General features: G+C 70.4%; 22 protein-coding genes. 15 read left to right on the top strand and 7 right to left on the bottom strand.

The window, feature by feature from the left end; all coding sequences use genetic code 11:
- The first annotated feature begins 20 nt into the window (after positions 1 to 20).
- The 4 genes from ACFQVD_RS23245 (at position 21) to ACFQVD_RS23230 (ending at position 6,441) form a co-directional block, all read left to right on the top strand.
- On the top strand, positions 21 to 1,208 hold the full coding sequence (locus tag ACFQVD_RS23245; protein ID WP_343975972.1) for a sensor histidine kinase: 1,188 nt from the start codon (positions 21 to 23) through the stop codon (positions 1,206 to 1,208).
- On the top strand, positions 1,205 to 1,867 hold the full coding sequence (locus tag ACFQVD_RS23240; protein WP_343975969.1) for a response regulator transcription factor: 663 nt from the start codon (positions 1,205 to 1,207) through the stop codon (positions 1,865 to 1,867). Before ACFQVD_RS23245 ends, ACFQVD_RS23240 begins: the two co-directional genes overlap by 4 nt.
- Positions 1,868 to 2,100: 233 nt before the next feature.
- Positions 2,101 to 2,790 (top strand): response regulator transcription factor, encoded by a 690-nt coding sequence (locus tag ACFQVD_RS23235; protein ID WP_030906926.1) that lies wholly within the window; start codon positions 2,101 to 2,103, stop codon positions 2,788 to 2,790.
- 180 nt (positions 2,791 to 2,970) lie between these two features.
- Positions 2,971 to 6,441: a DUF4153 domain-containing protein gene (locus ACFQVD_RS23230; RefSeq protein ID WP_343975965.1), complete on the top strand. Its 3,471-nt coding sequence runs from the start codon at positions 2,971 to 2,973 to the stop codon at positions 6,439 to 6,441.
- 187 nt (positions 6,442 to 6,628) lie between these two features.
- On the opposite strand, the gene ACFQVD_RS23225 is transcribed toward ACFQVD_RS23230, so the two are convergent.
- Complete coding sequence (locus ACFQVD_RS23225; RefSeq protein WP_030906920.1) at positions 6,629 to 7,792, bottom strand: epoxide hydrolase family protein; 1,164 nt, start codon at positions 7,790 to 7,792, stop codon at positions 6,629 to 6,631.
- Positions 7,789 to 8,220, bottom strand: coding sequence for a hypothetical protein (locus ACFQVD_RS23220; protein WP_343975960.1), 432 nt, complete (start codon positions 8,218 to 8,220; stop codon positions 7,789 to 7,791). Before ACFQVD_RS23220 ends, ACFQVD_RS23225 begins: the two co-directional genes overlap by 4 nt.
- A 383-nt stretch (positions 8,221 to 8,603) precedes the next feature.
- Here ACFQVD_RS23220 and ACFQVD_RS23215 point away from each other — a divergent pair, with 383 nt between their 5' ends.
- The gene (locus ACFQVD_RS23215; RefSeq protein ID WP_343975957.1) at positions 8,604 to 9,830 is read left to right on the top strand and encodes an MFS transporter; all 1,227 of its coding nucleotides are present in this window, start codon (positions 8,604 to 8,606) and stop codon (positions 9,828 to 9,830) included.
- Complete coding sequence (locus ACFQVD_RS23210) at positions 9,820 to 10,572, top strand: MerR family transcriptional regulator (protein ID WP_343975954.1); 753 nt, start codon at positions 9,820 to 9,822, stop codon at positions 10,570 to 10,572. The genes ACFQVD_RS23215 and ACFQVD_RS23210 overlap by 11 nt, the downstream gene beginning before the upstream one ends.
- A gap of 462 nt (positions 10,573 to 11,034) precedes the next feature.
- Here ACFQVD_RS23210 and ACFQVD_RS23205 read toward each other — a convergent pair whose 3' ends face one another.
- A complete protein-coding gene (locus tag ACFQVD_RS23205; RefSeq protein ID WP_343975951.1) occupies positions 11,035 to 11,241 on the bottom strand; it encodes a hypothetical protein in 207 nt (68 codons plus the stop codon).
- A 715-nt stretch (positions 11,242 to 11,956) separates the two neighbouring features.
- On the opposite strand from ACFQVD_RS23205, the gene ACFQVD_RS23200 reads away from it, so the two are divergent.
- Positions 11,957 to 12,481 carry a hypothetical protein gene (locus ACFQVD_RS23200; protein ID WP_343975948.1) on the top strand — a complete coding sequence of 175 codons (525 nt, stop codon included), beginning with the start codon at positions 11,957 to 11,959 and terminating at the stop codon, positions 12,479 to 12,481.
- Positions 12,482 to 12,595: 114 nt separating this feature from the next.
- Here ACFQVD_RS23200 and ACFQVD_RS23195 read toward each other — a convergent pair whose 3' ends face one another.
- Positions 12,596 to 12,739, bottom strand: a complete 144-nt coding sequence (locus ACFQVD_RS23195; RefSeq protein WP_343976014.1) for a helix-turn-helix domain-containing protein — start codon at positions 12,737 to 12,739, stop codon at positions 12,596 to 12,598.
- Positions 12,740 to 12,831: 92 nt separating this feature from the next.
- Here ACFQVD_RS23195 and ACFQVD_RS23190 point away from each other — a divergent pair, with 92 nt between their 5' ends.
- Positions 12,832 to 13,206 carry a type II toxin-antitoxin system RelE/ParE family toxin gene (locus ACFQVD_RS23190; protein ID WP_343975945.1) on the top strand — a complete coding sequence of 125 codons (375 nt, stop codon included), beginning with the start codon at positions 12,832 to 12,834 and terminating at the stop codon, positions 13,204 to 13,206.
- Entirely contained in the window at positions 13,203 to 13,535 is a 333-nt protein-coding gene (locus ACFQVD_RS23185; RefSeq protein WP_343975942.1) for a helix-turn-helix domain-containing protein, read from the top strand. The genes ACFQVD_RS23190 and ACFQVD_RS23185 overlap by 4 nt, the downstream gene beginning before the upstream one ends.
- Before the next feature lie 66 nt (positions 13,536 to 13,601).
- On the opposite strand, the gene ACFQVD_RS23180 is transcribed toward ACFQVD_RS23185, so the two are convergent.
- Positions 13,602 to 15,296 carry a glycosyl hydrolase family 8 gene (locus tag ACFQVD_RS23180; RefSeq protein WP_343975939.1) on the bottom strand — a complete coding sequence of 565 codons (1,695 nt, stop codon included), beginning with the start codon at positions 15,294 to 15,296 and terminating at the stop codon, positions 13,602 to 13,604.
- Positions 15,297 to 15,490: 194 nt separating this feature from the next.
- Between ACFQVD_RS23180 and ACFQVD_RS23175 the strand changes: the two genes are divergently transcribed.
- The 4 genes from ACFQVD_RS23175 (at position 15,491) to ACFQVD_RS23160 (ending at position 19,962) form a co-directional block, all read left to right on the top strand.
- Complete coding sequence (locus ACFQVD_RS23175; RefSeq protein ID WP_343975936.1) at positions 15,491 to 17,014, top strand: N-acyl-D-amino-acid deacylase family protein; 1,524 nt, start codon at positions 15,491 to 15,493, stop codon at positions 17,012 to 17,014.
- 179 nt (positions 17,015 to 17,193) lie between these two features.
- Positions 17,194 to 18,303 carry an alanine racemase gene (locus ACFQVD_RS23170; RefSeq protein ID WP_343975933.1) on the top strand — a complete coding sequence of 370 codons (1,110 nt, stop codon included), beginning with the start codon at positions 17,194 to 17,196 and terminating at the stop codon, positions 18,301 to 18,303.
- 32 nt (positions 18,304 to 18,335) lie between these two features.
- Entirely contained in the window at positions 18,336 to 18,722 is a 387-nt protein-coding gene (locus ACFQVD_RS23165; RefSeq protein ID WP_030906870.1) for a Rid family detoxifying hydrolase, read from the top strand.
- A 31-nt stretch (positions 18,723 to 18,753) separates the two neighbouring features.
- On the top strand, positions 18,754 to 19,962 hold the full coding sequence (locus ACFQVD_RS23160; RefSeq protein ID WP_343975927.1) for a hypothetical protein: 1,209 nt from the start codon (positions 18,754 to 18,756) through the stop codon (positions 19,960 to 19,962).
- Between the two features lie 12 nt (positions 19,963 to 19,974).
- On the opposite strand, the gene ACFQVD_RS23155 is transcribed toward ACFQVD_RS23160, so the two are convergent.
- On the bottom strand, positions 19,975 to 20,529 hold the full coding sequence (locus ACFQVD_RS23155; RefSeq protein ID WP_343975924.1) for a TetR/AcrR family transcriptional regulator: 555 nt from the start codon (positions 20,527 to 20,529) through the stop codon (positions 19,975 to 19,977).
- A gap of 69 nt (positions 20,530 to 20,598) precedes the next feature.
- On the opposite strand from ACFQVD_RS23155, the gene ACFQVD_RS23150 reads away from it, so the two are divergent.
- Complete coding sequence (locus ACFQVD_RS23150; protein WP_343975921.1) at positions 20,599 to 21,357, top strand: alpha/beta fold hydrolase; 759 nt, start codon at positions 20,599 to 20,601, stop codon at positions 21,355 to 21,357.
- Here ACFQVD_RS23150 and ACFQVD_RS23145 read toward each other — a convergent pair.
- The gene (locus ACFQVD_RS23145; RefSeq protein ID WP_343975918.1) at positions 21,309 to 21,929 is read right to left on the bottom strand and encodes a LysE family translocator; all 621 of its coding nucleotides are present in this window, start codon (positions 21,927 to 21,929) and stop codon (positions 21,309 to 21,311) included. The genes ACFQVD_RS23150 and ACFQVD_RS23145 overlap by 49 nt on opposite strands.
- Before the next feature lie 312 nt (positions 21,930 to 22,241).
- Here ACFQVD_RS23145 and ACFQVD_RS23140 point away from each other — a divergent pair, with 312 nt between their 5' ends.
- Entirely contained in the window at positions 22,242 to 25,001 is a 2,760-nt protein-coding gene (locus ACFQVD_RS23140; protein ID WP_343975915.1) for an ATP-binding protein, read from the top strand.
- The last annotated feature ends 179 nt before the right edge of the window (positions 25,002 to 25,180 follow it).

The raw sequence follows: 25,180 nt of genomic DNA, 5'->3' as shown, positions 1-25,180 counted from the left end.
GGCACGGCATCCTGGAACGCATGCGAAAGTGGCGACGACCGGCGCGCACCGTACGACTGCGCTTCACCGTCCTGTACGGTGCCATGTTCCTGCTGTCCGGCGTCGGGCTGCTGGTCATCACCAATCTCGTGGGACTCGGAGGGACGCGGACCAGTCGATCCGCACCTTCTGGCACCCCGCCGGTGGAGCCGGCCACGCTCGCCGCCGCCAACGATCGCATCGCCTGGCTCCAGACCCAGCTGTCGGACACCCACGCGGCCCAGTCCCGCCAACTCCTGATCGGCTCGGCGGTGGCACTGGTGGTCATGGGCGCGGTGTCGGTCATCCTGGGCCGGGTCGTCGCCGGCCGGGTGCTGCGCCCGCTGCGGATGATCACTGCGGCCACCCGCCGGATCTCCGCCGACAACCTGCACGAGCGGCTGGCCGCGCAGGGCCCGGCCGACGAGGTCAAAGACCTCGCCGACACCATCGACGAGCTGCTGGAAAGACTGGAGAGTTCGTTCGCCGCGCAACGCCGGTTCGTCGCCAACGCCTCCCACGAGCTCCGCACTCCGCTGGCCACCATGCGCGCGTCCCTGGACGTGGCCCTGGCCAAGCCGGAGCCCGTACCTCAGCAGACCGCCGCGCTGGCCGACCGGCTCCGCACCGAGCTCGACCAGGTCGACCGGCTACTCGAAGACTTCCTCGTGCTCGCCCGCACCCAGCACGGCGCCCTGGCCGACCGCACGACGCTCTCGCTCCGCCGGCTGGTGACCGTCGCCCTGGGCGCCCGGGCCGCCGACATCACCACCAAGAACCTCACCGTCCACTCCACGGACGCCGTCGACGACAGCGCGTGGGCACAGGGAAACAGGACGCTCCTCACCCGAATGATCGACAACATCATCGACAACGCCATCACCCACAACCAGCCAGGCGGCTGGATCCGCCTGGCCACCACCACCGACGGCACAACAGCCCAGCTCGTCGTCGAGACCGGCGGACGCGTCCTCGACCAGGAGCAGGTCGACCGACTGGCGCAGCCCTTCCAGCGACTCGGCGCCGACCGTACCCACTCCGGCAACGGCTCCGGGCTCGGCCTTTCGATCGTCACAGCCATCGCCGCCGCACACGGCGGCGCCCTCGACCTGCGGGCCCGGCCAGAGGGCGGCCTCCGGGTCGCCGTCTCGCTGCCCCTGGCGGCCGTGCCGGCGGAGGTTCCGGCATGAGGGTGCTCGTGGTGGAGGACGCCCGCTCCCTCGCCGACGTACTCGTCGAAGGTCTGAGCGATCAGGGCATGGCCGTGGACGTGGCCTACGACGGCCTGGAGGCCGCCGCCAAGCTGGACCTCAACGCCTACGACGTGGTCGTCCTCGACCGAGACCTGCCGGGCATCCACGGCGACACCCTCTGCCAGATGATCACTGAACGCGACGACCGCGTCATGGTCCTGATGCTGACCGCCGCCGGCTCGCCCGTCGACCGAGTCACCGGCCTGACCCTGGGGGCCGACGACTACCTGGCCAAGCCCTTCCACTTCCCCGAGCTGGTGCTGCGCATCCGCTCCCTGGCCCGCCGCCGGCCCACCGCCCGGCCTCGCACGCTGCGCGCGGTCGGCATCGAGCTCGACCCGCTGCGCCGTACCGCCACCCGCGACGGCCGGCATCTGGATTTGTCGGTCAAGGAGTTCGCACTGCTCGAAGCCCTCCTGCGCGCCGTCCCCGCCTTCCTCAGCGCCGAGGACCTGCTCGAACAGGTGTGGGACGAACACGCCAACCCCCTGACCAATACCGTCACGGTCACCATCGGCCGCCTGCGCCGCAAACTCGGCGAGCCCCCGGCCATCACCACGACGCCAGGGGTGGGGTATCGGATCACGGCCCGCTGACCTCCTACCCACCCCGCAGCGAGACCCTCATCCGGGGCGGTACGGTCCGGCACGGTCGAGCGGTCCCGGCCCCCACCACACCTCCGTGGACGCGACCGGACGGAGGGGACCCGCGATCGCCGGATGCGGTGTCGTCCATCCGTGTTCACCGGAGACGGCGCACCCGGTGAGTGCGCAGAACCTTCACAATTCACCACAGGTCTTCTGCACGGCTCCGGTCTACGCTGCCGGGCATGGCAACCCCTCAGCAACGACGTGTCCTCGTGGTCGAGGACGACGAGACGATCGCGCGGGCCGTACGCCACAGGCTGGCCGCCGAGGGCTTCGACGTGCGCGTCGTCGGGGACGGGGAGGCGGCGCTGGCCGCCTACGCGAAGACGGCACCCGACGTGGTGGTGCTCGACCGGCTGCTGCCCGGACTCGACGGCCTTGAGGTGTGCCGGCGGATGCAGGCGGCCAGGCCGGTCCCGGTGCTCATGCTCACCGCGCTGGGTGAGGAGACCGACCTGCTGGTGGGGCTCGGGGTCGGGGCCGACGACTACATGGCCAAGCCGTTCAGCATGCGCGAGCTGGTCGCCCGGGTGCACGCCCTGCTCCGCCGGGTCGAGCGGGCCTCCCAGCTGGCCGTGGCCGACACGGTCATCCGCGTCGCCGACGTCGAGATAGACACCGCCGAGCGGCGGGTCTACGTGCGGGGCGACGAGGCCCAGCTGACCAGGACCGAGTTCGACCTGCTCTGCCGCCTCGCCGAGCGCCCCGGCCAGGTCTTCGAGCGGGAGCGGCTGCTGGCCGACATCTGGGGCTTCTCCGAGGCCGCGGCCACCCGTACCGTCGACAGCCACGTCCGCGCCCTGCGCCGCAAGCTCGGCCCCGGCGTCGTCCGTACCGTCCACGGCGTCGGTTACGCCCTGGTGCGGCAGTGAACGCACGTCCCGGCGACCCCGGGTCCGCGGCCACGTGCTCGCGACCTCCGCCGCGGAACGGAGCACACGCCGTCGACGCGGGTTCCGTTACGGCCGGGAGCCTCCGGCGCGAACCGATCGCCCTCCCCGGCACTCAACCCCTGTATGCCCCTTCCCTCCGACACCGGGATGCGCCGACCCTTGAGACCTCTCGACTTCCTTGGCCGGATCAAGGCGAAGCTCGGCATGGTGATCCTGCTGGCCGTGGTGGCGGCGTTCGTCGTCAACGAGGTCGGCCTCAACGCCGGTTACTCGCGCGACGTGCGCGTCGCGGTGGCCGCGGTGTTCGCGCTGATCATGGTGCAGTTGCTCGCGCGGGGGATGACCAAACCGCTCCGCGAGATGGCCGCCGCCGCGCAGACCATCGCCAAGGGCCGGTACGGCCTGCGGGTCACCGCGACCTCCCGTGACGAGGTCGGCGAGCTCGCCCGGGCCTTCAACGCGATGGCCGCCGACCTGGGCGAGGTGGACCGGCAGCGGCGGGATCTGGTGGCCAACGTCAGCCACGAGCTCCGCACGCCGATCACCGCGCTCCGGGCGGTACTGGAGAACGTGGTCGACGGGGTCTCGGAGCCCGATCCCGTCACCCTCGGCACCGCGCTCGCCCAGACCGAGCGGCTGGGCCGGCTGGTCGCGCAACTGCTCGACCTGTCCCGGCTGGAGTCGGGTGCCCGGCTGATCGAACGTGAGGACGTCGAGCTGCGCCCGCTCTGCGAGCAGGCCCTCCGGGAGGCCGTACTGGCCAGGGAGGGCGTGACGGCCCGCTGCGAGGTTCCGGAAGGACTGAGCGTACGCGCCGACCCCGACCTGCTCGCTCAGGTCCTCGCCAACCTGCTGGACAACGCGGTGCGGCACAGTCCCGACGGCGGGACCGTGGTGCTGGCGGCGGCGGCCGGGGGAGAGGGCGTCCGGCTCCGGGTGAGCGACCAGGGGCCGGGGATCGCGGCCGAGGACCGGGCGCGGGCGTTCGAGCGCTTCTCCCGCCTGGACGCCGGACGGGCCGCCGACGACGGCGGTGCCGGGCTGGGCCTGGCCATCACCAAGGAGATCGTCGAGCTGCACGGCGGCTCCATCCACGTCGCAGACGGTCCCGGCTGCCACATCGTGACCGACCTTCCGGAAAGGATTGAGATGACCACCCCGTCCTCGCCCGCCAAGGAGCCTTCCTCCTCCGGGGTGAATTCCCCGGAGGTGCACGGCACCGTCCCGGGCAAGGTCCCTGTGGATCCCGAGACCTCGGTGCCTTCCGGTGCCTCCGCGCTTTCCGCCCCGGACAAGGCCCCTCCCGTGTCCGCCCCGTCCACTGTGCCCGAGGTCCCCGTGGATCCCGCCGTCTCGACGCCTTCCGTCCCGGACAAGGCCCCCGAAGATCTCACCGCATCCACGCCTTCCGTCCCGCAGGTGAGCGGTACACGAACGGGGATCGGCGAGCGTCACGAGGTCACCGGGAGTGCTCGGGAACCTGATGAGATCTCAGGGGGTGCTCGGCAGCCGGACCCTGGCGAGACCGCCGGGATCGACTCCGGTTCCGGTGAACCGGCCGGGGCCTTGGGGCCGGCCGCGACCGGTGCTCCTCGACGGGAGGTCACCGCCGGGGAGCCTGGGTCCGTCCCCGTCTCCACCCCCACGGACTCCGAGGCGCCCATCGGGCCACCTCCTCCGCCCACGCAGCCGTTTCCCCCCCGGCCGGTCCTCGTCCGGGACAGGCGGGCCGGGGACGGGCGCCGGGAACAGGTCGTGGTGCGGAACTGGCCCGGGGCGTTCCTCGGCCTCTTCCTCGGAGGTGTCGCCGGACTGGTCTGCGCGGTGATCATGGGCATCGGCCTCGCGGGCTTCGACGCCCTGCTGGCCGCTTTCGTCGGTGCCGTCATCTTCATGATCGGTGTGTTCGTCGGCACGGTCATCGGCGCCACCACGCCCACCAACGAGATCTGGTCCGGCGGCGAACCGCTCCCGGAGCGGCCTCCCGCGCGGGGACCCGTCGCGCAGCGCGTCACCGTACCGGAGGTCCGGGAGAAAGAGAGAGCGGCGCAACCGGTGGGACCCCCGGGAGGTTTCGCGCCGGTCCGGGAGGAGTACCGGCCGGCTGTTCGGCCACAGGGAAGCCCCGGAGGCCCCGGCGGGTACGAGGCGCCGCCCCTCTTCCCCCGGCCCGACCTGCCGGACACCCCCCGGTGGGTGCTGCCGGTCTCCGTCGCCGTCGGGCTGCTCGCCGCGATCGCGGTGCCGTACAGCAGGGCGGGGCTCGGGCTCGTGCTGGTCTCCGCGGCCATGGGGGCGGCGGCGATTCCGGCGGTGCGCGGCAGGATCACCCCGTGGTCGGCCGGGATGGGGGCGATCGCCTACGGGCTGGTCGCGACGGTGCTGTTCAGGGACGCCGACTGGCTGGTCGGGATGGTCCTGCTGGCCGGGTTCCTGCTGGCCGCGCTCGCTCTGTCGGGGGCCGGGCGCGGCTGGTTCGGGGTGCTCAGGGGAGGCGCGTCGGTGCTCCTCGGCCTGCTGCCGGTGCCGTGGTTCCTCGGCGCGCGGCTGAAGGGTCTCACGAACACCAGGAAGATGGTCCCCCTGCTGCTGGGGGGCGGGCTGACCGTCGTGCTGCTGGCGGTGTTCGGGGCGCTGTTCGCCTCGGCGGACGCGGTCTTCGCCGAGGCCGTCGAGCAGCTGTTCAGCGCGCAGGACTGGGCCGAGTCGCTGCCGCTGCGGATCCTGCTCTTCGTGGTCTTCGCGGTCGTGGTGGCCTCCGCGGTGCTGGTCGGCCTGCGGCCGGTGGCCGAGCCGAAGGCCCCCGACCTGAAGATCACGGCCGGCCGCGCTCTCTGGGTGACCCCGCTGACGGCGCTCAACCTGCTGTTCGCCACGTTCGTGGGGATGCAGCTCACCGTGCTGTTCGGCACCACCCGGTGGGTGGCCTCCGCCACCGGGCTGACCTACGCCGAGTACGCGCGTTCGGGGTTCTTCCAGCTCGTCGTCGTCAGCGTGTTCGTGCTGGCGATCGTCGCGGTCGCCTCGGGGACGCTGGATCTCAAGGGCTTCGACCGGTGGCTGATGGCCGGGCTGCTCGGCCTGCTCTGCGTGCTGACCCTGGTGATTCTCTTCTCCGCGCTGCACCGCCTGGACCTGTACACCGAGGTCTACGGGCTCTCCCGGCTGCGGGCCTCGGTGGCGGCGACCATCTGGTGGCTGGGCGGGGTCTTCGCGCTGGTCCTCATGGCGGGCGCGGCCCGGCTCACCAGGCGCGGGCACGCGCGCTGGCTGCCCAGGACCCTGGTGCTGATGACGAGCGCCTCGCTGCTGGCGTTCGCGGTGTGGAACCCCGACCTGCGGGTCGCGGAGACGCAGATCGCGGTACGGGGCGTGAACCGGATCGACCTCGACTACCTGGGCGACCTCGGCGCCGAGGCGGTCCCCGCACTGGACCGGTTGCCGGAACCGTCCCGCAGCTGCGTCCTGCTGGACGTGATCGCGGCCAACGACCTGGCCGGGCCCGACCCGTGGAACGGCTGGAACCTGGCCCGCCGCGAGGCGCGGGAACTCCTGGCCCGGCGACCGGCGATCAGGAACGCCTCGTGCTCGCAGACGCTCTCCCGCCTGGAGATCCCCGACCAGGACTGAGCGACGTCGAGGGCCGCCGGGCCGGACGACTCGTCCGCCGGCGGCCCGCACCGGTGCTCAACCGGACTGATGTCGGGTTACCGGGCAGCCTCCCCGGGGCCGCGTGCTCACGGAATGTGAGGGGAGAATCTTGAGTCGCCGTGATTCCGAGCGTGCCGCGCCGGTATCGGGTTCGCTCCAGAGCCCGTCAGCGGAACCGGCGGAAGAACGCGCGGACGTCGTCGGTGAACAGGTCGGGTTCCTCCATCGCGGCGAAGTGGCCGCCTCGGTCGAACTCCGACCAGTGGACGATGTTGTTGTCGCGTTCGGCGAGCCGCCGGACAGGGCGGGCCACGTCGGCGGCGAAGACCGCCACCGCGGTGGGCGTCGCCGACGGCCCGGTACGCGGCGGCCGGGAGGGATGGAAGGCCTCCCAGTAGTGGCGGGCCGACGACCCGGCGGTCGCGGTGAGCCAGTAGAGCATCACGTTGGTCAGGAGCCGGTCGCGGGGGACCGCGTCCTCGGGCACGTCCGCGCAGTCCGTCCACTCCTTGAACTTCTCGACGATCCAGGCGAGCTGCCCGACGGGGGAGTCGGTGAGCGCGTAGGCCAGTGTCTGCGGCCGGGTGCCTTGGATCTTCGCGTAGCCCGACATCTCCGGCTCCGCGCTGACCAGCCGGTCGAGCCGTGCCCTGTCGTCATCGGTAAGCTCGGCGGCCTCGGCGGGGTCACTGGGAGGCGGCGTCAGCAGGGTGTTGAGGTGGATTCCGACGACACGGCCGGTGTCGACGGCGGCCAGCTCCAGGGTGATCGCGTGGCCCCAGTCGCCGCCCTGCGCGCCGTAGCGGTGGTAGTCCAGGCGCCGCATCAGCTCGGCCCAGGCCTTCGCGACCCGGTGCACATCCCAGCCGCCCTCGCGAGTCGGTCCGGACAGTCCGTATCCCGGGATGGAGGGGATCACCAGGTGGAAGGCGTCGGCCGGGTCGCCACCATGAGCCCGGGGGTCGCTCAGGGGCCCGATGACGTCGAGGAACTCCACGATGGATCCGGGCCAGCCGTGAGTGATCAGCAGCGGCAGCGCATCGGCCTGGGGGGAACGGACGTGCAGGAAGTGGATGTCGGCGTTGTCGATCCTGGTGGTGAACTGGGGGAACCGGTTGAGATGTGCCTCGTGTTCCCGCCAGTCGTAGCCGGTGCGCCAGTATGCGGTCAGTTCCTTGAGGTAGGCCATCGACACGCCCTGGGACCAGCCCGCACCGGCCTGCTCATCCGGCCATCTGGTCGCGGCCAGGCGGTCGGTCAGGTCGTCCAGGTCGGCCTGCGCGATGTCGAGGACGAAGGGGTGGACGGCGGTCCCGGCGTGCTCGCTCATTTCGTGTCCTCGCCTTCGGGGGTGCCGGCGAGCACGCGCGCGGCCGCCAGGTCGTTCTCGTCCCAGCCCCAGTGACCGTCGCGTTCCCCGGCCTGTTCGTCGATCCATCGGTTGTGGGCCTCCCACGCCGCCTGCTCGCTGGTTCCCAGGGCGGCACCGATCTGCGACCACGAGGCGCCGGCCCGGCGGGCGGAGCGCACGGAGAGCTGACGTCCGTAGCCCGCCTTCCGCGCGATCACCTCGCCCAGCGCGAGAAGCTCCAGCGCCTCGCCCCGGGTCAGGGGCTCCGCGCCGGGGTCGGGCGGTGTGAGCGCGGGGTCGTCCTCATCGGCCGGTGCGGCCAGGACGTCACGGGTGCGTAGCGCGTCGTAGCGCGCGGCCGCGGTCAGGAGTGTGAACTGACGTTCAAGTTCGTCGGGAGTGGACATGGTTCGAGTATTTCGTCAGGCTACCTTGACGTCAAGGTAGCCTGACGTCGATTCGCGGCTCTCCCGGAGTCAGCCGGTTGAGCCGCGCCGACCGGCGCCGGCGCGGAAGTCGGGCATGCCGGGGTGGACGGTGGTGCGCCGGATGGTTCCGCCCACTCGTGTCACGCGCCGTACGGGTGCCTTTCTCCGTGCCCGCGCCGGACGACAGGCACAATTCGCCGCGTCGAACCACGACCCGCAACAGCGACACGGTCCACAGCACGAGCACGGCATCGGGATGTAGGCCCCCGCCCTGCGTTCTGCGGTGAGTTTGACTCCGCCCCTACGTCATAGTTTGTGCTTGAGACATGAAGCTCGTTCCTGTCGCATATCTCGCCTCGTACGTGTTGTCCCTGCTCGGGAACTCGATCGCGGGGATCGCGTTGCCGTTGATCGTGTTACAGACCACAGGGAGTGCGCTTGGTGCAGGAGCGGTCGCCGCAGCGACCGCCGTCCCGGCCGTTCTCGCGGGGTTGCTGATGGGGGTGGTCATCGACCGCATCAACCGGCGCACATCCTCGGTGATCACCGATCTCGTCTCCGCCGCGTCGATCGCCGCGTTGCCGCTGGTCGATCTGGTGTCGGGGCTCAACCTGGGGTGGTTCATTCTGTTCGGCATCATCGGCTCGCTCGGCGACGTGCCCGGTGCGACGGCACGGGAGGCGCTGCTTCCCGCGGTCGTTCGCCACGGGGGCGTCAGTGCCGAACGACTGATGGGGGTGCGAGAGACTCTGGGTGCGGTGGCGATCTTGCTGGGGCCGGCGGCGGCAGGGACTCTCATGATCCTCTTCGACGGCTCAACGGTGTTGTGGATCACCGCCGCTACGTCGCTGGTGGCCGCGCTGATCACGCTCCTGATTCCGCGGCACGTCGGCACGATCGTGTCGGAGGACGGTATCGCGGCGGCTCCGACCGGTACCGGGTGGTCACAGTTGCGTGACGGCTGGCGGGCCCTGTTCCGCAGTCGCTTCCTACTCGTGGTCACCATGATCGGCTTGGCATCGGTGTTGGTCCTCGGGGCGATGCAAGGGCTCGTGCTGCCGGTGTTCTTCACCCAGGAGAACCGGTCCGGCCTCCTCGGTTTCGTGCTGAGCGCCCTCGCCCTCGGGATGCTCCTCGGCGGCGCGAGCTACGCCGCAGCCGGCACGCGCGGTGCCCGCCGAGCCTGGTTCGTCACCGGTCTCGCCGGAACAACAGCCGGGATCGCCCTCATCGCCGCGCTACCGTCCGTATGGGTGGTGTTCGCTGGGGCGTTCGTCGTCGGATTCTCCAGTGGACTGTTCGGCAGCCTGATCGGCGTGCTCATGATCGAGCGGATACCCGAGACGATGCTAGGACGGATCATGGGCACCCAGAACGCCATGATGACCGCCGCCCCACCGGCCGGCATCGTGCTGGCGGCCATGCTCACCGAGTACATCAGCGTCAATGTCGCAGCTCTCGCACTCGCAGCCGTATGGACCGCCGCCTTCGTCCTCGCACTGACCGCACGGTCGCTTCGTAGACTGGAACCAGAGAACCCAGGGCGAATGATGACGAACGAGGCGCGGGTGGCCAGCGGTGAACAGTAGCGAACTCGGCTCGCTCGCCGGAGTCACCGTCCGAGCACTCCGCCATTACCATCAGGTCGGCGTCCTCGACGAGCCGCCCCGCGGACCCAACGGCTACCGGCAGTACGACGTGCACGATCTGATCCGAGTCCTACGTATCAAACGTCTCGCCGCCCTCGGAATACCACTGGAGCAGATGCCCGCCCTTCTCGATGAGACCGGCGATCAGGCCATAGGGCTTCTTGATCGGCTCGATCAAGAACTCGCCGCCCAGATCGACCGGCTCACCACGCAGCGCGATCTCATCGCCCGGCTCCGGGAACAGAAAGCAGCGCCGGACATCCCGCCCGAGCTCGCGCGGTTTCTCACCACCTTTGCGGCCGGCGGGCTCTCCCCGGCGATGGCACGAATCGACCGGGATCAAACCGTTCTCCTCGCCCACCTGGTCGGCGCCGACGGCATGCCTTACCTCGTCGGGTACTACGAACGGATCAGCGACCCCGGTCTCCTGCCCGCCATCACAACCGTGATCGCACAGTTCGAAAGCCTGGGACCCCACACCGGCGACGATGAACTTGACCGGTTCGTTGACGAGTTCGTCGCAACCTTCGCGCCGATCGTGCGAGAACTCAACGAAACAGAGTCGGACATAGACCTCACCGGAGTTGCTGGACTCTTCACCGAACACACAACAGATGTTCTCAACAGCACGCAGCAACACGCACTCGATCTCATCGGCGCACGACTCAACGACATCAACTGACTGCCCGCGCCACCGTCACCCTGGAGGCACCCGTCCAGCAGTGGCGTCAAACACGACATGTGGTGTTGCCGACGACCCGGAAAGCGGTGGCGAGCTCGACGTCGGACGCGTTACTGAGTAAGGCCCAGGCTCGGATGTCCATGTCCGCGAACATGGGGATGTTACTGGGGCCTCCCATCGCCGGTGTCCTCATGGACGTCGCCGACGTGCGGGTCGCCTTGCTCATCGATGCGGCCACCTACCTCTCTTGACTTTCTTCTTTCGCGTGCGGCGTAGCGACTTCAGAACCAGCGATCGATCGCGTTCGTCTGCTGCCGTGTCAAGCCTGATGCCACTGCGCTCCAGCAGTTCCACGATGTTCAGGACCGAATCCTGGAGTTGCCGAGTCTCCTCCCCTGACAGCACTGCCGCAGGCGGGGCAGCAGATGCCATCGCCGCGGCCTCCAGTCCGACCTTGTGCAATCACGCGCTCGGTTTCATGCCCACCGCTGTCGCGGCCTCGGTCAGCAAGCCGAGGTCATCGGGGCTGACCCGCACTGGTACGGCACGATCAAGGACGGCAGGGGTGGACTCCTCGGCGACCTGCTCGCGGTTGTCGTAGAACCACTGGGCGCGCTCCGCCTCGTCCATCGCGGCGATGTCCCGCGCGTTCGGTTCGTTCTCAGTCACGATCCTCCTTTTTGCTCCGTTGTTGTCGTACGAACCGGCCTCGGAGGCGGAGCATCAGACCGGTCCATCGCGGGTCAACGTTGCGCGCTGTGGACATGCCTCGTCACCCAGATCACAGAAATCACCCCTCTCGCGGTGCCGAGGCCGTCTTCCGAGACGTCGTTTTCGGATATTTGGGGGCTTCTGCGTGGGCGACGCGGGCAGGCCGGGTGAGCGTGCCCACCCGTGATTCTTTGGGATCGTGCTGGGGGTCTTTGTTTCCAGCTTGCTTCTGATGGCATTGCTCGCTTACTGGGCCTATTACTTCCTCATCTGGCGCTGAGCAGGTCGCGGCAACAACCCGATCCGAACCGCCGTTCCTGCGACGCCTGGGTCGGCCATACCGGATCCATGACAGCGGGCAGGGCAGAGTGATCGGGGAAGCCATCGGCGCGCTCAGTGAAGAGCACAGGGGTGACCTTGTTGGCCGCCGTCCAGGTGGAGGGCTTCGCGCCCGTGGTTCATGCCGTCACGACCGCAGGTGACCGACGGTGATCCGCCCGGGGGCGTGAGCTTGATGTCGGATCCCCACCAGCAGGCTCCAAGCCATCGACAAGACACCCCCGACAGGCTCTATGGCGAACGTCATCACCACTCACAGGGGCGACGTGAACGGCTACCACCACAGGCTCAATTTCCGCCTGGAGCCCGCCTGTCAACGGAAAACGAGGAGCGCATGAACAACGTCCTGTCGAGGGTGGGCACTCTGGCCGCCGGGCTGGCACTCGCCGCGGCCCTCGTGTCCCCGGCCCAGGCCGCCGAGCCCCCTGCTCTCGGCGTCGATACGGCCGCCGCCGGACCCCTGCTCAAGATTGTGTTCGGCTCGCTTCAGGCCTTCGATCTGGAGGAGAGCGGCGAGGACGAGATCCGTGTGCGGATCATAGGTCAGAACGGCGCCGAGTACCTCGGCTGGCCCACCAACGGTGACGAGGCCGACACCAAGGCCGGAACCTGCTGGGTATGGGAGTATTCGATGTGCACCCCCGGCTCCACAGAGCGCGCCGCCGGATCGTACAAGAGCCAGACCACCGTCGCCGGAGGCTCGTTCACCATTGAGGTGTGGGAGGACGACATTGTCGGCGACGACCTGCTGCTGCGCATCCCGGTGACCGCCACGGGCGGCTATCAGGACATCGAGGCTTCCTCCCCCACAGGCAAGGGATTCTCCTACCGGTTCGTGGGAAACCTGGAGCCCGCGTAACAGGAACCGCATTTCCAGAGCCTCTGTTTCAACGCTTCGGCCGGCTTGATCGGAACTTTGTGTTCGTCTTGTCCGTCATTTCGGTCAAGCAGGGAAACGGGCGGCGCTGATTGCTTATGCGTTGGCCTCGTACCACTGGACGCTCAACCGCATCTCCAGAGCCTCCGCGAGCCGCTCCAGCATCGGGATGGTCGGCATCGTCCCGCCCGCCTCGAAGCGTGCCACCGCCGGCTGCCTCAAGCCCGTGCGTTCAGCCAGCTCGGTCTGGAAGAGGCTGTCGCATCACGCAGGTGCCGCATACTTCCGGCAACAGCCTTCGGAAGGATATAAGGATCCGTTATATTGACCGTATGACCTGGGAGATCACGCTGCACGCCGAGGTGAACGCCTGGTTTCTCGACATCTGCAAGAACGATCTCGCCACCGCAGAGAAGATCGAAGAAGCATTGGACGAGCTCGCGTTGCAGGGGCCGAAACTCGGTCGTCCACTGGTTGACCGGATCCACCATTCCCGTGTCCTGCACAACCTCAAAGAGCTACGGCCCCGAGTGCCCGGGGAGGCGGAGATCCGCCTGCTGTTCGTCTTCGACCCGACGCGGGAGGCGATCGTGCTGGTCGCCGGAGACAAGGCCGGGGAATGGAGTCGGTGGTATCGCACGGCGATTCCCCTGGCGGAGGAGCGTTACGCGGCATACCGCGCTGAGAAGGAGGAGGAAGGGCGATGAGTGAGTTCGTGAAGTGGTCCGACACCAAGGCCAAGATCCGTGAGATCGATCCCGATCGGGACTCCCCCGAGCGAGTCGCCGCCCGGGAGAGCAGCCGCGAGCAGTTGCGGGCAGAGCTTCGCGGTGTCCAACTCGCCGAGATGCGCAAGCGTCTGGGCATCTCCCAGAAGCTCCTCGCCGAACGGATGAGCATCACTCAGGCGCGCGTGTCCCAGATCGAGCACGGCCAGATCGGTGGTCTGGACACCTTGCGCTCCTATGTCGTCGCCCTGGGGGGAACACTGGACATAGTGGCCGATTTTGGGGACCACTCCGTGAAAGTCGCCTGAGTACGGTTACGGGTACGAAAGTGCGGCCCCGACCGAAGGTGGGAGCCGCACTGGTACGCGTGAGGGTCAGGGCACCCAGTGGTTGCCGGTTACGGTGATCATGACTTGGAGCTGGACGCTGGTCGAGTAGTAGTCGGTGGCGGTGAACGGGGTGTTGAGCATCTTGGTCCACAGGGCGTCCAGCCAGGCCTGGCTGCCGGAGTCGGTCATCGCCGCCACCGCGAACGGGGCGAAGTAGGCCGGCTCGCTGCCGCTGGAGATCTGGGTGCCGTTGAGCGAGTAGCCGACCGCGATGTTGTTCGGGTTGCCGCCGGTCTTGCTCTTGATCCAGGTGTTGAGCTTGCGCGCGGCGGCCAGGGACTTGGCGTCGCCGCTGGTCACCGCGTCGTTGCCGATCCGCCACGGGTCACGGCAGGCGTTCCACCAGAACTTGCCGTCGTTGGGGTCCTCCAGGACCTGGCCGGTGGCCGGCTTCGGGGTGGTGTTGGTGTTGACCACGAAGTCGGCCAGCAGGCCGGTGCTCGCCGCGTAGGTCGACTGCTGGGAGGCGATCAGGTTCTGGTGGTTGGTGCGGACGGTGTCCCAGGTCGTGTCGCCGGTGGCCTTGCGGAACGCCCTGAAGTGGTCGATCATCCAGTCCGAGGAGCGGCTGATCCAGTAGTACTGGTCGCCCGAGCTGCTCCAGTCGCCGAGCTTCATCAGCTTGGTGGTCGGGTTGACCTCACCGGCCTTGATCGCGTTGATGTGGTTGATCGCGAGCTGCTTGTAGTTGTAGGTGCCCGTGCTGCCCCACTGCCGGTCGGCCAGGAGCAGGCCGTAGGCCACGTCCAGGTCGCCGTCGGTGGCCGAGTCGCTGCCGTTGACGCTCTGGCAGGCGGTGTTCTGCTCGGCGGCGAGCAGGCCGGGGGTGATCGACGACGGGTGGGCCAGCACGTACTTCACCAGGCCGTCGAAGATCTTCTTCGCGTCCGGGTCGGCCCCGGCCATCGTGGCCGTGATGACCATGCCGTAGCCCTGCGCCTCGGCCACGTACGGATGGTCGGCGTCGGGGGAGATGATCTGGTACCAGCCGTTGCCGCAGTTCTGCTTGACGAAGGCGGCCTTCCAGCGCTGGTAGTAGTCGATCACCTTCTGGTCGAGCGTGGCCTGGGCACCGCTGGGGCGCAGCATCCCGGCCGCGTAGGGAATCGCGTGCGAGCCGAACGGCACACCGGGGCCGCCGGGAGTGATCGTCGGGGTGGGGCTCGGGGTGCTGCCACCGGTGTTGCCGTAGACCTCCATCTCGTACAGCGAGTAGCCGTAGACGGTGCCGCGCGCGGTGCCGTACATCCGTACGTAGCGGCCGGTGCCGGACAGGGTCAGGTCGTCGACGCCGCCGTCGCCGGAGGTGGTGGAGTAGACGGAGGTCCAGGCGTTGCCGTCGGGAGAGGTCTCGATCCGGTACGACTTGCCGTACGCGGCCTCCCAGGTCAGTTTGACCCGGGAGATCGTGGCGGAGCCGCCGAGGTCGACGCGGAGCCACTCGGGGTCGTGGCCCTCGGCGGAGGCCCAGCGGGTGCCGGTGTTGCCGTCGAAGGCGGCCGACGGGAGGAACGTGGCGTCCTCGTTGGAGGACGAGGTGGCCGGACGGCCCTGGGACAGCAGGGAGTCGGCGGCGAAGCCGGGTGGAGCCGCCAGCACGAACACCGATGCGATCAGTGCCGACGCCAGTGCCAGGACGAGGACGGTCGAGGGGCGTTGGAGACGCGGTCTCGCATGCACAGGGGGTGCCCTCTCTGCGATCATCTAGTTAGGAAAGGTTCCTAACTAGGAAAAGATGCCACCATCCATGACGCGTCACGGTCAAGAGGGCAGGGGGCCCAAATTCCCGGTTACCTGCGATGCGGGGGAAATCCAGGGAGAACGTAGACAGGTGTCGGGTGCCTCGAACACCTTCCCGGTGATTGAATCCGGGCATGTCGTTTGATGTGTTGATCAGGGATGGCTGGGTGCTCGACGGCACCGGCGCCCCGGCCTGCCGAGCCGACGTCGGCGTCACCGGTGACCGGATCGCAGCGGTGGGCCGCCTGGACGCGGCGGCGGCCACCACGGTGGTCGAGGCCGCCGGGCGCCATGTCATGCCCGGCCTCGTGGACTGCCACGCGCACGGCGACGCGCTCGTCCTCGACAAGGAGGTGCAGCTCGCCGCGCTCCGGCAGGGGGTGACCACCTTCGTCCTCGGCCAGGACGGGCTCTCCTTCGCACCCTCCACCACCCCGCAGACCTTCGCCTACGCCACCCGCTACTTCGCGGCGGTCAACGGGGTCCACCCTTCGGCCGACGGGCCGATCGGCGTCGGGGAACTGCTCGACGGCTACGACCGGGCGACCGCGTTGAACACCGCCTACCTGCTGCCGCACGGCACGATCCGGTACGACGTGATGGGCGCCGCCGAACGGGCCGCCTCCCCCGACGAGCTGGCCGCGATGCTGGACCGCGTCGAGCGCGGCCTGGCCGAGGGGGCGGCCGGCCTCTCCACTGGGCTGGAGTACGCCCCCGGCCGCTACGCCGACGCCGCCGAGCTCGCCGCGCTCTGCGCGCCGCTCGGCCGCCTGCCGTACGTGACGCACATGCGCGGGTACGGGGCGGCGGCCCCGCAGGGGATGGCCGAGGCGACCGACATCGCCCGGCGCTCGGGCGTCGCGGTGCACGTCTCGCACTACCATGGCCCGGCCGCGACCCTCCTGCCACTGGTCGACGAGGCCCGGCTCCGGGGGCTGGACGTCACCTTCGACACCTACCCCTACCTGCGGGGCAGCACCATCCTGGCGATGGTCGCGCTGCCTTCGTGGGTCCCGGCCGCCGACGCCGACCGGGCGCTGGAGACGCTGGAGTCCGAACGGATCGAGTGGGACGAGCGGCTCTGGCCGAGGGTCACCCTCTCCCACGTGCCGGGTGCCGAGTGGGCCGAGGGACTGACGCTGCCCGAGGCCGCCGACGAGGCGGGGCTGGAGCCGGGAGAGTTCTGCCGCCGGATCCTGATCGACACCCGGCTGGAGGCCGGATGCGTGGTGGCCCGCCCCGACGAGGGCCCCGAGGGGGAGGCGTCGGTCCGCGCGATCCTGCGCCACCCGGCGCACACCGGCGGCTCCGACGGCATCTACGTGGGCGGCCACCCCCACCCCCGAGGCTACGGGGCGTTCGCCAGGATGCTCGGCCACCACGTCCGCCAGACCGGGGACTGGACCCTGGAGCAGGCGGCGGTCCACCTCGCCTCGCACCCGGCACGCCGCTTCGGCCTCGACGGGCGCGGGCTCGTCCGCCCAGGGCAGGTCGCCGACCTGGTCGTCCTCGACGCGGGAGCGGTCGCAGACCTGGCCACCTACGCCGCTCCGCGCACCCCGGCCACCGGGATCGACGACGTCCTCGTCTCCGGGGTCCCGGTCCTCGCCGGAGGCCGGCTCACCGGCGCCACCCCCGGCAGGGCGCTGCGCCCCTGAAAGCCGTGCCCTGAAAGCCGCGGCCCTGACGAGCTGCGGCTCTGACAACACGGCACCGGAGAGGGCGCCAGGAGGATAGGGTCCTCAGGGCGACCAACGGGGATGTGATCTCCCACGCCCGGATTCAACGGCAGATGGCCCGCTAAATCCGCATAGGTGACCACAGGAAGGGCCGGGACGTGAAGGGGATCGTGGATCCCGAGGGGGCGCTGGGGGCCTCGCTGTTCGGCGGGGCGTTCACCTTCCCGGTGATGGTGGCCCACGCGAGCGCACTGGAGCACAACATCGCGACGCTCGCGGCCTTCACCGGGGCGTACGGGCTGGTCTTCGCCCCGCACGCCAAGACCACCATGTCGCCGGAGCTCGTCAGGGCGCAGCTGGAGGCGGGCGCGTGGGGGATGACCGTCGCCACCCCCAGCCAGGCGCTCACCCTGCGCGAGTTCGGAGTCGCAAGGATCGTCCTCGCCAACCAGGTCTTCGACCCCGCGGGCCTGGACGCACTCGCCGCGCAACTGGCGGAGGACCCCGCGTTCGAGTTCCTCTGCTTCGTCGACTCGCCTGCCGGGGTCGAGACGCTCTCCCGGCACGCCGGGGCCAGACCGTTCCGGGTCCTGGCGGAGCTGGGCCATGAGGGCGGCCGGGGCGGCAGCCGTACTCTCGCCGAGCTGCTGGAGGTCGCCTCGGCGGCGCAGGCGGCCGAGGGCGTGCAACTGGCCGGCGTCGCCGGGTACGAGGGTTCACTGGGCTCCGCCGGCGAGGTGCGGGCCTACCTGCACCGGCTGCTGGAGGCGCTGGAGCACCTGCGGGTGCGCGACCCGATCCTGTCCGTGGGCGGCAGCCAGTGGTTCGACGTGATCGGCCGTGAGCTCGCCACCTGCCGGGCCAGGGTCATGCTGCGCAGCGGCGCCTACGTCTCCCACGACGACGGCTACTACCGCGAGCGCACCCCGTACACCCGGATGGACGGGGAACTGCGCGCCGCGCTGGAGATCTGGGCACATGTGCTGAGCGTTCCCGAGCCCGGCCTGGCCGTGGTCGGATTCGGCAAGCGCGACGCCCCCTTCGACGAGGGGTTGCCGATCCCACGCGGAGCCGTCGCGGACGCGACGGTGCTCAAGGTCTCAGACCAGCACACGATCCTGGGACTGGCGCCGGGATCACCGGTGAAGCCGGGAGACCTGGTGTCGTTCGGCATCTCCCACCCGTGCACCGCCTTCGACAAGTGGCGGGTCATGCCGGTGGTCGACGAGGAGTACGTCGTCGTCGATCTGATAAACACCTTCTTCTGATCCCCCTTTTTCCCCTTTTGAGGAGTGGCGAGATGAGCGGCAAGCAGGAGCTGCGTACCGACGAGGGCGCGGCGCCCGTGGGGGCGTACTCGCAGGGCCTCGTGGTCGGCGATTTCGTCTACACCTCGGGCATGGGACCGCTGAGCCCCGAGACCGGAGAGGTCGTCGGGACCGAGGTGGCCGAGCAGACGCATCAGGTGATGCGCAACCTCGGCGCCATCCTCGCGGCGCACGGCCTCGGCTTCGACGACGTGGTGAAGTCGACGGTGCACCTGCAGCACCTCAAGCGTGACTTCGCCGCCTACAACGAGGCGTACAAGTCCTATTTCACCCGCCCCTATCCCGTCCGTACGACCGTCGGCTCCGACCTGATGGACATCCTTGTCGAGATCGACTTCGTGGCCTACAAGCCGCGTTAGAGTCTGACCGACTTCATGGGAGGGCGGCGGCTTGGACAGCTCGCTATACGTCTACGTCGAGGACGTACGCGGGGAGGGCATGGAGGCGGTCCTTGACCGGATCACCGGATACGGCCTGACGGGGATGACGGTGGCCGCGGCATACCGCCGCGCCCGCGACGTCACCCCGCACGGCCGATCCCGGGTGACGCTCCGCAGCGACGGCGCGCACTTCACGCCGCCCGCCGACCTGTTCGGCGAGCTGCGGCTGGTCCCGCCGGTCCAGGAGGGCGCGGAAGAGGAGCCGCTGGCCGCGCTCCGCCTGGCCACCGCCGAGCGAGGACTCGCGCTGCACGGCTGGACCGTCTTCCTGCAGAACACCACGCTCGGCCTGGCCAATCCGGACGTGACGGTACGCGACTGCTTCGGTGACCGGAGCTCGCCCGCGGACCTGTGCCCCTCCCACCCCGACGTCCGGCGGTACGCGGTCGCGCTGGGCAGGGCGGTGGCCAGACAGGGCGTCGACAGCGTGGTGGCCGAGGCACTGCACTTCTCGACGTTCGGCCTCGGCCACCACGAGTGCGGCTTCGTCCCGCTCGGGCCGATGGACGCGTTCCTGCTCGGCCTCTGCTTCTGTGACTTCTGCATGCGCGGAGCGGCCGGCCTGGGGGTCAACGCCGAGGTGGCACGTGAGGAGTGCACCAGGATCGTGGGGGCCGTCCTGGACGGCGCCCCGCCCGCCCAGGGCGAGGTGACCCGCGCGGCACTGACCGCGTACGCGGGTCCCGAGGTGGTCGCCTACGCGCGGGCCCGCTCCGAGGTGGTGACCTCGCTGGTCTCCGATGTCTCCACCGCCGTCACCGCCGAGGGCTCACGACTGGTCTTCCTGGACGCCACCGGCTCCGTCAAGGGCTACCGCGACGGTCTGCCCTCGCCGGGGCTCGCCGCGCACGACTCCTGGCAGCTCGGCGTCGACCTGGTCGCCCTCGGCGACCTGGTGCCCTCGCTCGGCGTGCTCGCCTACGCCCGCGACGCGGGCAGGGTGGCGGACGACGTGGTCGCCTACCGCCGCTCGACGGGCAAGGACAGGGAACTGCGGGTCGTCCTCCGGCCGGGTCTCCCCGACACCGACTCGGCCGAGCGCCTCGCGGCCAAGGTCCGCGCCGTGCGGGCCTCGGGGGCGGACGCGGTCGACTTCTACGCGTACGGGCTCATGCCCTACCCGATCCTGGACCGCATCCCGGGCGCGCTCTCCGCCTGACCTCACCTGACCTCACCGGGCGAGGGAGCCGTCCAGGACGGCGCTCACGGCCCGGGCGGCGAAGTCGTCGTCGAGGGGGAGGGCGCGGAAGACCGCGCGCAGCCAGACCGCCCCGGCGAGCAGGTCCACGATCAGCATGGGGTCGGCCTCGGCCGACAGCTCGCCGCGCCGCCGCGCGCGCTCGAAGACGGCCGCCTCCCGCGCGAACCGGTCGGCGAAGAAGCCCCGGGTCGCCTCCGCCAGCTCGGGGTGGTGGACGGCGGCGCCGAGGGCGGCCACCGCGACGTCGGAGGCCGGGGGACGGGTGAGCAGCGCGGCCACCCCCTCGACCAGGGCCTCCAGATCGCCCCTGAGACCGCCTGTGTCCGGTGGCTCCATCGTGAGCAGGTCGGCCTCGACCAAGGCGGCGGCCAGCAGTGCCGCCTTCGACGGCCACCAGCGGTAGATCGTGGTCTTGTTGACCCCCGACCGCTCGGCCACCCCCTCCACGGTCAGGCCCTCGTAGCCCTTGGCCGCGAGCAGTTCGAGCGTCGCCTGGAAGATCTGCTGTTCCTTACGGGGTGCCATACGCCCAACCATAGCAACGCAACGATGCGTTGTGTTTTAATCGGGACACCTCTTCGAACTGGAGACCTCATGCTCCCCGTCGTTCTCGTTCACGGCATCCGGCTCAGCGCGACCATGTGGGGCCCCGTCATCTCCCACCTCGACCGTCCCGCGATGGCGGTCGACCTGCCCGGCCACGGCACCCGTTCCGGCGAGCCGTTCACCATGGACGCGGCGACGTCGGCGGTCGCCGACGCTGTCGACGCGCTGGGCGGCCGGGCGCTGGTGGCCGGTCTCTCGCTCGGCGGGTACGTCGGCATCGCCACCGCCGAACGCTTCCCCGGACGGGTGGCGGGGCTGATGGCGATGGGATGTACGGCCCGTGGCCCGGCGGCGGCCGGAACCTACCGGTTCGCCGCCTCGCTCGCCGCCAGGAACCCCTCGCTCGCGAACCGGATCAGCTCCTACGGCCTCCGCCGCCTCCTGCCGGGTCCCGTTGGAGAGGCGATGGTGGCGGGTGGGCTCTCCTGCGAGGTGATGCCCCAGGTCGTCGAGGCCGTCACCGGTCACGACCAGCTCGCGGCGCTGGCCGCCTACCCGGGACGCGTCTGGCTGGTCAACGGCGCCCGGGATCCGTTCCGGGCGAACGAGCGCGAATTTCTCCGGGCCTGCCGGAACGGGCGCCTGATCCTGATCCCCCACCGGGGGCACCTGGGTGTGCTGGCGGCCCCCGGACCGCTGGCCCGCCTGGCGGGGGACCTGTGCGACCAGCTGGGTTCGTACGTTCGGACTTCGTACGTTCAGGAAGAGCGGCCGGAGAGTGCGGTCGCGACGCCGAGGACGAGGTAGACGACCCCGCTGAAGTGGCCGAGCAGGGTCGACCTGATCCTCAGCCGGCTGCCGAGGAGGCCCGCGGCCATGGCGTAGATCAGGTCGGAGAACAGGCCCAGGAGCAGCAGGGTCGTGCCCAGGATGGCGATCTGCAGCGGCACCGCACCCGCCTCCGGTTCCACGAACTGCGGCAGGAACGCCAGGAAGAAGAGGATGACCTTGGGATTGAGCAGGTTGACGACCACGCCCTCAAGGAAGATCGCCCGCAGTGGCTGCCGGGCCGTCTCCCGGGCTGCGAGCTCCTGCCTGCTCGTCAGCGCCCGGACACCCAGGTAGACCAGGTAGGCCACACCGGCCCACTTGATCACGTTGAACAGGGTCGCGGACTGTGCGATCACGTACGAGAGACCGGCCGCCGCCGCGGCGATGTGCACCAGCGTGCCGACCTCCACGCCGAACGCGCTCGCCACACCGGCGGCGCGGCCCTGCGAGACGGCGCGGGTGACGATGTAGATGTGGTTCGGGCCCGGCACCAGGACCAGTGCCAGTGACGCGGCCGAGAAGATCAGCAATGTGGACGGGGAGACCATGCTCCGACCTTAGGGTCGCCCGGTTCTCCGTCGTCAGGGCCAATGCGCGGGCCTCGCGGGGGACCAATCGGGTCCCCGCGCCGGCCGGAACCGGCCCCGCCGATGCCTTGCGGGTCGTTCCGGCCGGGCGATCGATTCCGGCACCGACGCGACGGCGACGCGATGGCGACCGCGGTGCGGAGCCGGCCGGAATCGGCTCCGCCGGTGCCCCGTACGAGAGGTCTCGGGCGATCGGTCCCCGAGCCGATGCGACGTCGGCCACCCGTTCCGGTCGGTGTCACGTGCGATACTCGCCGACGGGGGGAGGAAAGCGTGCAAAACGTTCTTATTGGGCGGGCGACAGAACTCAGTCGGCTGACCGTCGTACTCGACACCGCCGCGGCGGGGCAGGCCGGAGTCGCCTTGCTGGGAGGTGACGCGGGCATCGGCAAGACCCGGATGGTCACCGAGCTGGCAGAGCGGGCCGAGGCCGCCGGATTCGCCGTGCTCGTCGGGCAGTGCGCCGAACTCGGCGATGCCCTTCCGTACCTCCCGCTCGCCGACGCGCTGCGCTCCGTGCGCGGGGAACTGCGCGCCGAACTCGACGCGCGGCCGGTTCTCGGCAGGCTGCTGCCCGGCGGCACCGACCCGGGCAGGGAGAGCACATCGGGCCTGACGCAGCAGCAGCTCTTCGGCTCGATGCTCGGCTTCCTGGGTGTCCGGCCGGTGCTACTGGTGCTCGAAGACCTGCACTGGGCCGACCAGTCCACCCGCGACCTGCTGGTCTTCCTCAGCCGGATGCTGCAGACCGAGGCCGTCTGCCTCGTCGGCACCTACCGCACCGACGACCTGCACCGCCGCCATCCGCTGCGCCGGGTCCTCGCCGAGCTCAAGCGGCTCCCCTCGGTGACGTCCGTGGAGCTGGAACCCCTCGACCCTCACGAGATGACCGACTATCTGGCCACGCTCGGCGGCACCGACGCCCGCGTGATGCGGGAGGTGGTCGACCGGGCCGAGGGCAACCCCTTCTACGCCCAGGAGCTGCTGGACGCGGTATCCGCCGGCTGCTCGATGCCCGACGGTCTGGCCGGCCTGCTGCTCTCCCGCGCGGAACTGCTCTCCGACCCCGCGCAGGGGGTGCTCCGCAGCGCGGCCGTCGCGGGCCGCCGAGCCGACCACGACCTGCTCCAGCAGGCCTCCGGCCTCGACGACCTGGCCTTCGACGAGGCCATGCGGGAGATCGTCTCGCGCGGCCTGCTCCGCCTCGACGGGGAGTACGGCTACGCCTTCCGGCACGCGCTCCTGCAGGAGGTCGTCTACACCGACCTGCTGCCCGGCGAGCGGATCAGGACGCACGCCGAGTTCGCCCGCCTGCTGACCGCCCGAGGTGGTTCCGCGGCCGAACTCGCCCACCACTACCTGGCGGGCCACGACCTGCCGGGGGCGCTGGCGGCGTCGGTGGAGGCCGGGCGGAGGGCCGAGCGGCTGGGCGCCCCGGCCGAGGCGCACCGCCATTTCGACCGGGCGCTCGGGCTCTGGGACCGGGTCCCGGACGCCGAGCGACTGGCCGGGATCGACCACGTCGGCCTCGCCAGGCGCAGCGCCGACGCGGCGGCCGACAGCGGCGACAACCACCGGGCGATCTCCCAGCTCCGGCGCCTTCCGCCCTCGGCGGAGGTCAACGAGCGGCTCGCGTACGTCCTCATCGACACGGACGACCTGGAGGGCGCGATCGCCGCCGCGCACGCGGCCGTCGAGGCGGCGCCGGAGGGGCCGGTGCTCGCCCGCGCGCTCGCGACCTACGCCCGCTCGCTCTACTGGAGCGAGCGGCACGACGAGGTCGAGGCGCTGGCGGGCCGGGCCCTGGAGACGGCCCGCAGGAGCGGCGCCACCGACGCGGAGACCAGCGCGTTGATCACCCTCGCGACTCTCGCGGCCCTCGCCGGCGACATCCCCAGGGCCAAGGAACTGCTCGCCTGCGCCACCGCGGAGAGCTCGGGCAACCTCGCCATCGACCTGCGGGCCATCTTCAACCAGGCCCGCCTCCAGTACGAGAACGGAGACCTGGCCGAGGCGGCGGTCACCACCGGCCGGGGGGTCCGGCTGGCGCAGGAGACCGGGCTCAACTGGAGCACCTTCGGCACCGACCTGCGCTTCCTGCGGCTTCTGATCCACTACGTCGCGGGAGAGTGGGACCAGGCGGAGCAGGTCGCCTCCGGGTTCGGCGTCCGCGTCGGCACCCCGGCCGAGGCGCTGCTGTCGTCCTTCGCGCTCTTCGTCGAGGTGGCCAGGGGGCTGCCCAGGGTCGAGGAGCGCCTGTCCTGGCTGGAGCCCTTCTGGCCCGCCGACGTCACGATCACCTCCATGGGCCGCGGCCTGGCGGCCGAGCACGCGCTGTGGCGCGGCGACCCGGAGAGCGCGCTCGAACACGCCCTCGCGGGACTCGACGCCCATGCTCCCGACGACCCGGCCGTGATCCGGCTCAGCAGCATCGCCCTGTGGGCGCTGGCGGACCTGGGACGCGCCGACGGGGCCGACGCCCTGCTGGAACGGGCCAGGGTGCCCGCCGAGGTCGGGCCCGGCACCGTACGCCGGGGGTCGATGGGCCCCGAAGGGCTGGCCTGGCTGGCCAGGGCCGAGGCCGAGTGGCGCCGGGCGCACGGCCGCCTCGACGTCGCGGCGTGGCGCGCGGTGGTCGAGGCGTTCGACTTCGGATTCGTCTACGAGGTCGCGCGCTCGCGGTGGCGGCTGGCCGAGGCGCTGCTCGCCGCGGGCGAGCGCGCCGCTGCCCTGAAGGAATGGGAACTCGCCGTCGAGGTCGCCGAGTCACTGCGCGCCAGGCCGCTCGCCACGGCCCTGGCCGAGCTGGGCCGCAGGGCGCGCTTCGTCTCCGCGTCGTCGGCCCTGCTCACGGCTCGTGAGCAGGAGGTGCTCGCCCTGGTGGCCGAGGGGCTGCCCAACCGCGAGATCGGCGAGCGGCTGTTCATCGCGCAGAAGACGGTGAGCGTGCACGTCTCCAACATTCTCGCCAAGCTGGGCGTCTCATCCCGCACCCAGGCCGCCGCGGTGGCCCGCAGGGACGGCCTGCTCTGACTCACCCCGCCACCGTGGTCGCCGGACCGGGCTCGTTCCGATCGGCGGTGCGATCACGACCCGCCGTGGCCGGATTCGCGTGATCGGGGCCTACTCCGTGCCGCCTGGCGGTCAGAGCCCACTCTGATCGGCCAGGCGATTCCAGCCTGTCCCGACCCGTCCGGTGTGGCCGGGCTCGC

It is taken from the genome of Streptosporangium amethystogenes subsp. fukuiense (assembly GCF_042665875.1).
Taxonomy (GTDB): domain Bacteria; phylum Actinomycetota; class Actinomycetes; order Streptosporangiales; family Streptosporangiaceae; genus Streptosporangium; species Streptosporangium fukuiense.
Note: the sequence above shows the minus strand (reverse complement) of the source record. Positions and strands in the feature narration are given on the sequence as shown.

Excerpts from the sequence above, each read along its gene's own strand:
- ACFQVD_RS23245 (WP_343975972.1), top strand. The coding sequence starts at position 21 with ATGCGAAAGTGGCGACGACCGGCGCGCACCGTACGACTGCGCTTCACC.
- ACFQVD_RS23240 (WP_343975969.1), top strand. The coding sequence starts at position 1,205 with ATGAGGGTGCTCGTGGTGGAGGACGCCCGCTCCCTCGCCGACGTACTC.
- ACFQVD_RS23235 (WP_030906926.1), top strand. The coding sequence starts at position 2,101 with ATGGCAACCCCTCAGCAACGACGTGTCCTCGTGGTCGAGGACGACGAG.
- ACFQVD_RS23225 (WP_030906920.1), bottom strand. The coding sequence starts at position 7,792 with ATGAGCGAGCACGCCGGGACCGCCGTCCACCCCTTCGTCCTCGACATC.
- ACFQVD_RS23220 (WP_343975960.1), bottom strand. The coding sequence starts at position 8,220 with ATGTCCACTCCCGACGAACTTGAACGTCAGTTCACACTCCTGACCGCG.
- ACFQVD_RS23200 (WP_343975948.1), top strand. The coding sequence starts at position 11,957 with ATGAACAACGTCCTGTCGAGGGTGGGCACTCTGGCCGCCGGGCTGGCA.
- ACFQVD_RS23190 (WP_343975945.1), top strand. The coding sequence starts at position 12,832 with ATGACCTGGGAGATCACGCTGCACGCCGAGGTGAACGCCTGGTTTCTC.
- ACFQVD_RS23185 (WP_343975942.1), top strand. The coding sequence starts at position 13,203 with ATGAGTGAGTTCGTGAAGTGGTCCGACACCAAGGCCAAGATCCGTGAG.
- ACFQVD_RS23175 (WP_343975936.1), top strand. The coding sequence starts at position 15,491 with ATGTCGTTTGATGTGTTGATCAGGGATGGCTGGGTGCTCGACGGCACC.
- ACFQVD_RS23165 (WP_030906870.1), top strand. The coding sequence starts at position 18,336 with ATGAGCGGCAAGCAGGAGCTGCGTACCGACGAGGGCGCGGCGCCCGTG.
- ACFQVD_RS23155 (WP_343975924.1), bottom strand. The coding sequence starts at position 20,529 with ATGGCACCCCGTAAGGAACAGCAGATCTTCCAGGCGACGCTCGAACTG.
- ACFQVD_RS23150 (WP_343975921.1), top strand. The coding sequence starts at position 20,599 with ATGCTCCCCGTCGTTCTCGTTCACGGCATCCGGCTCAGCGCGACCATG.
- ACFQVD_RS23145 (WP_343975918.1), bottom strand. The coding sequence starts at position 21,929 with ATGGTCTCCCCGTCCACATTGCTGATCTTCTCGGCCGCGTCACTGGCA.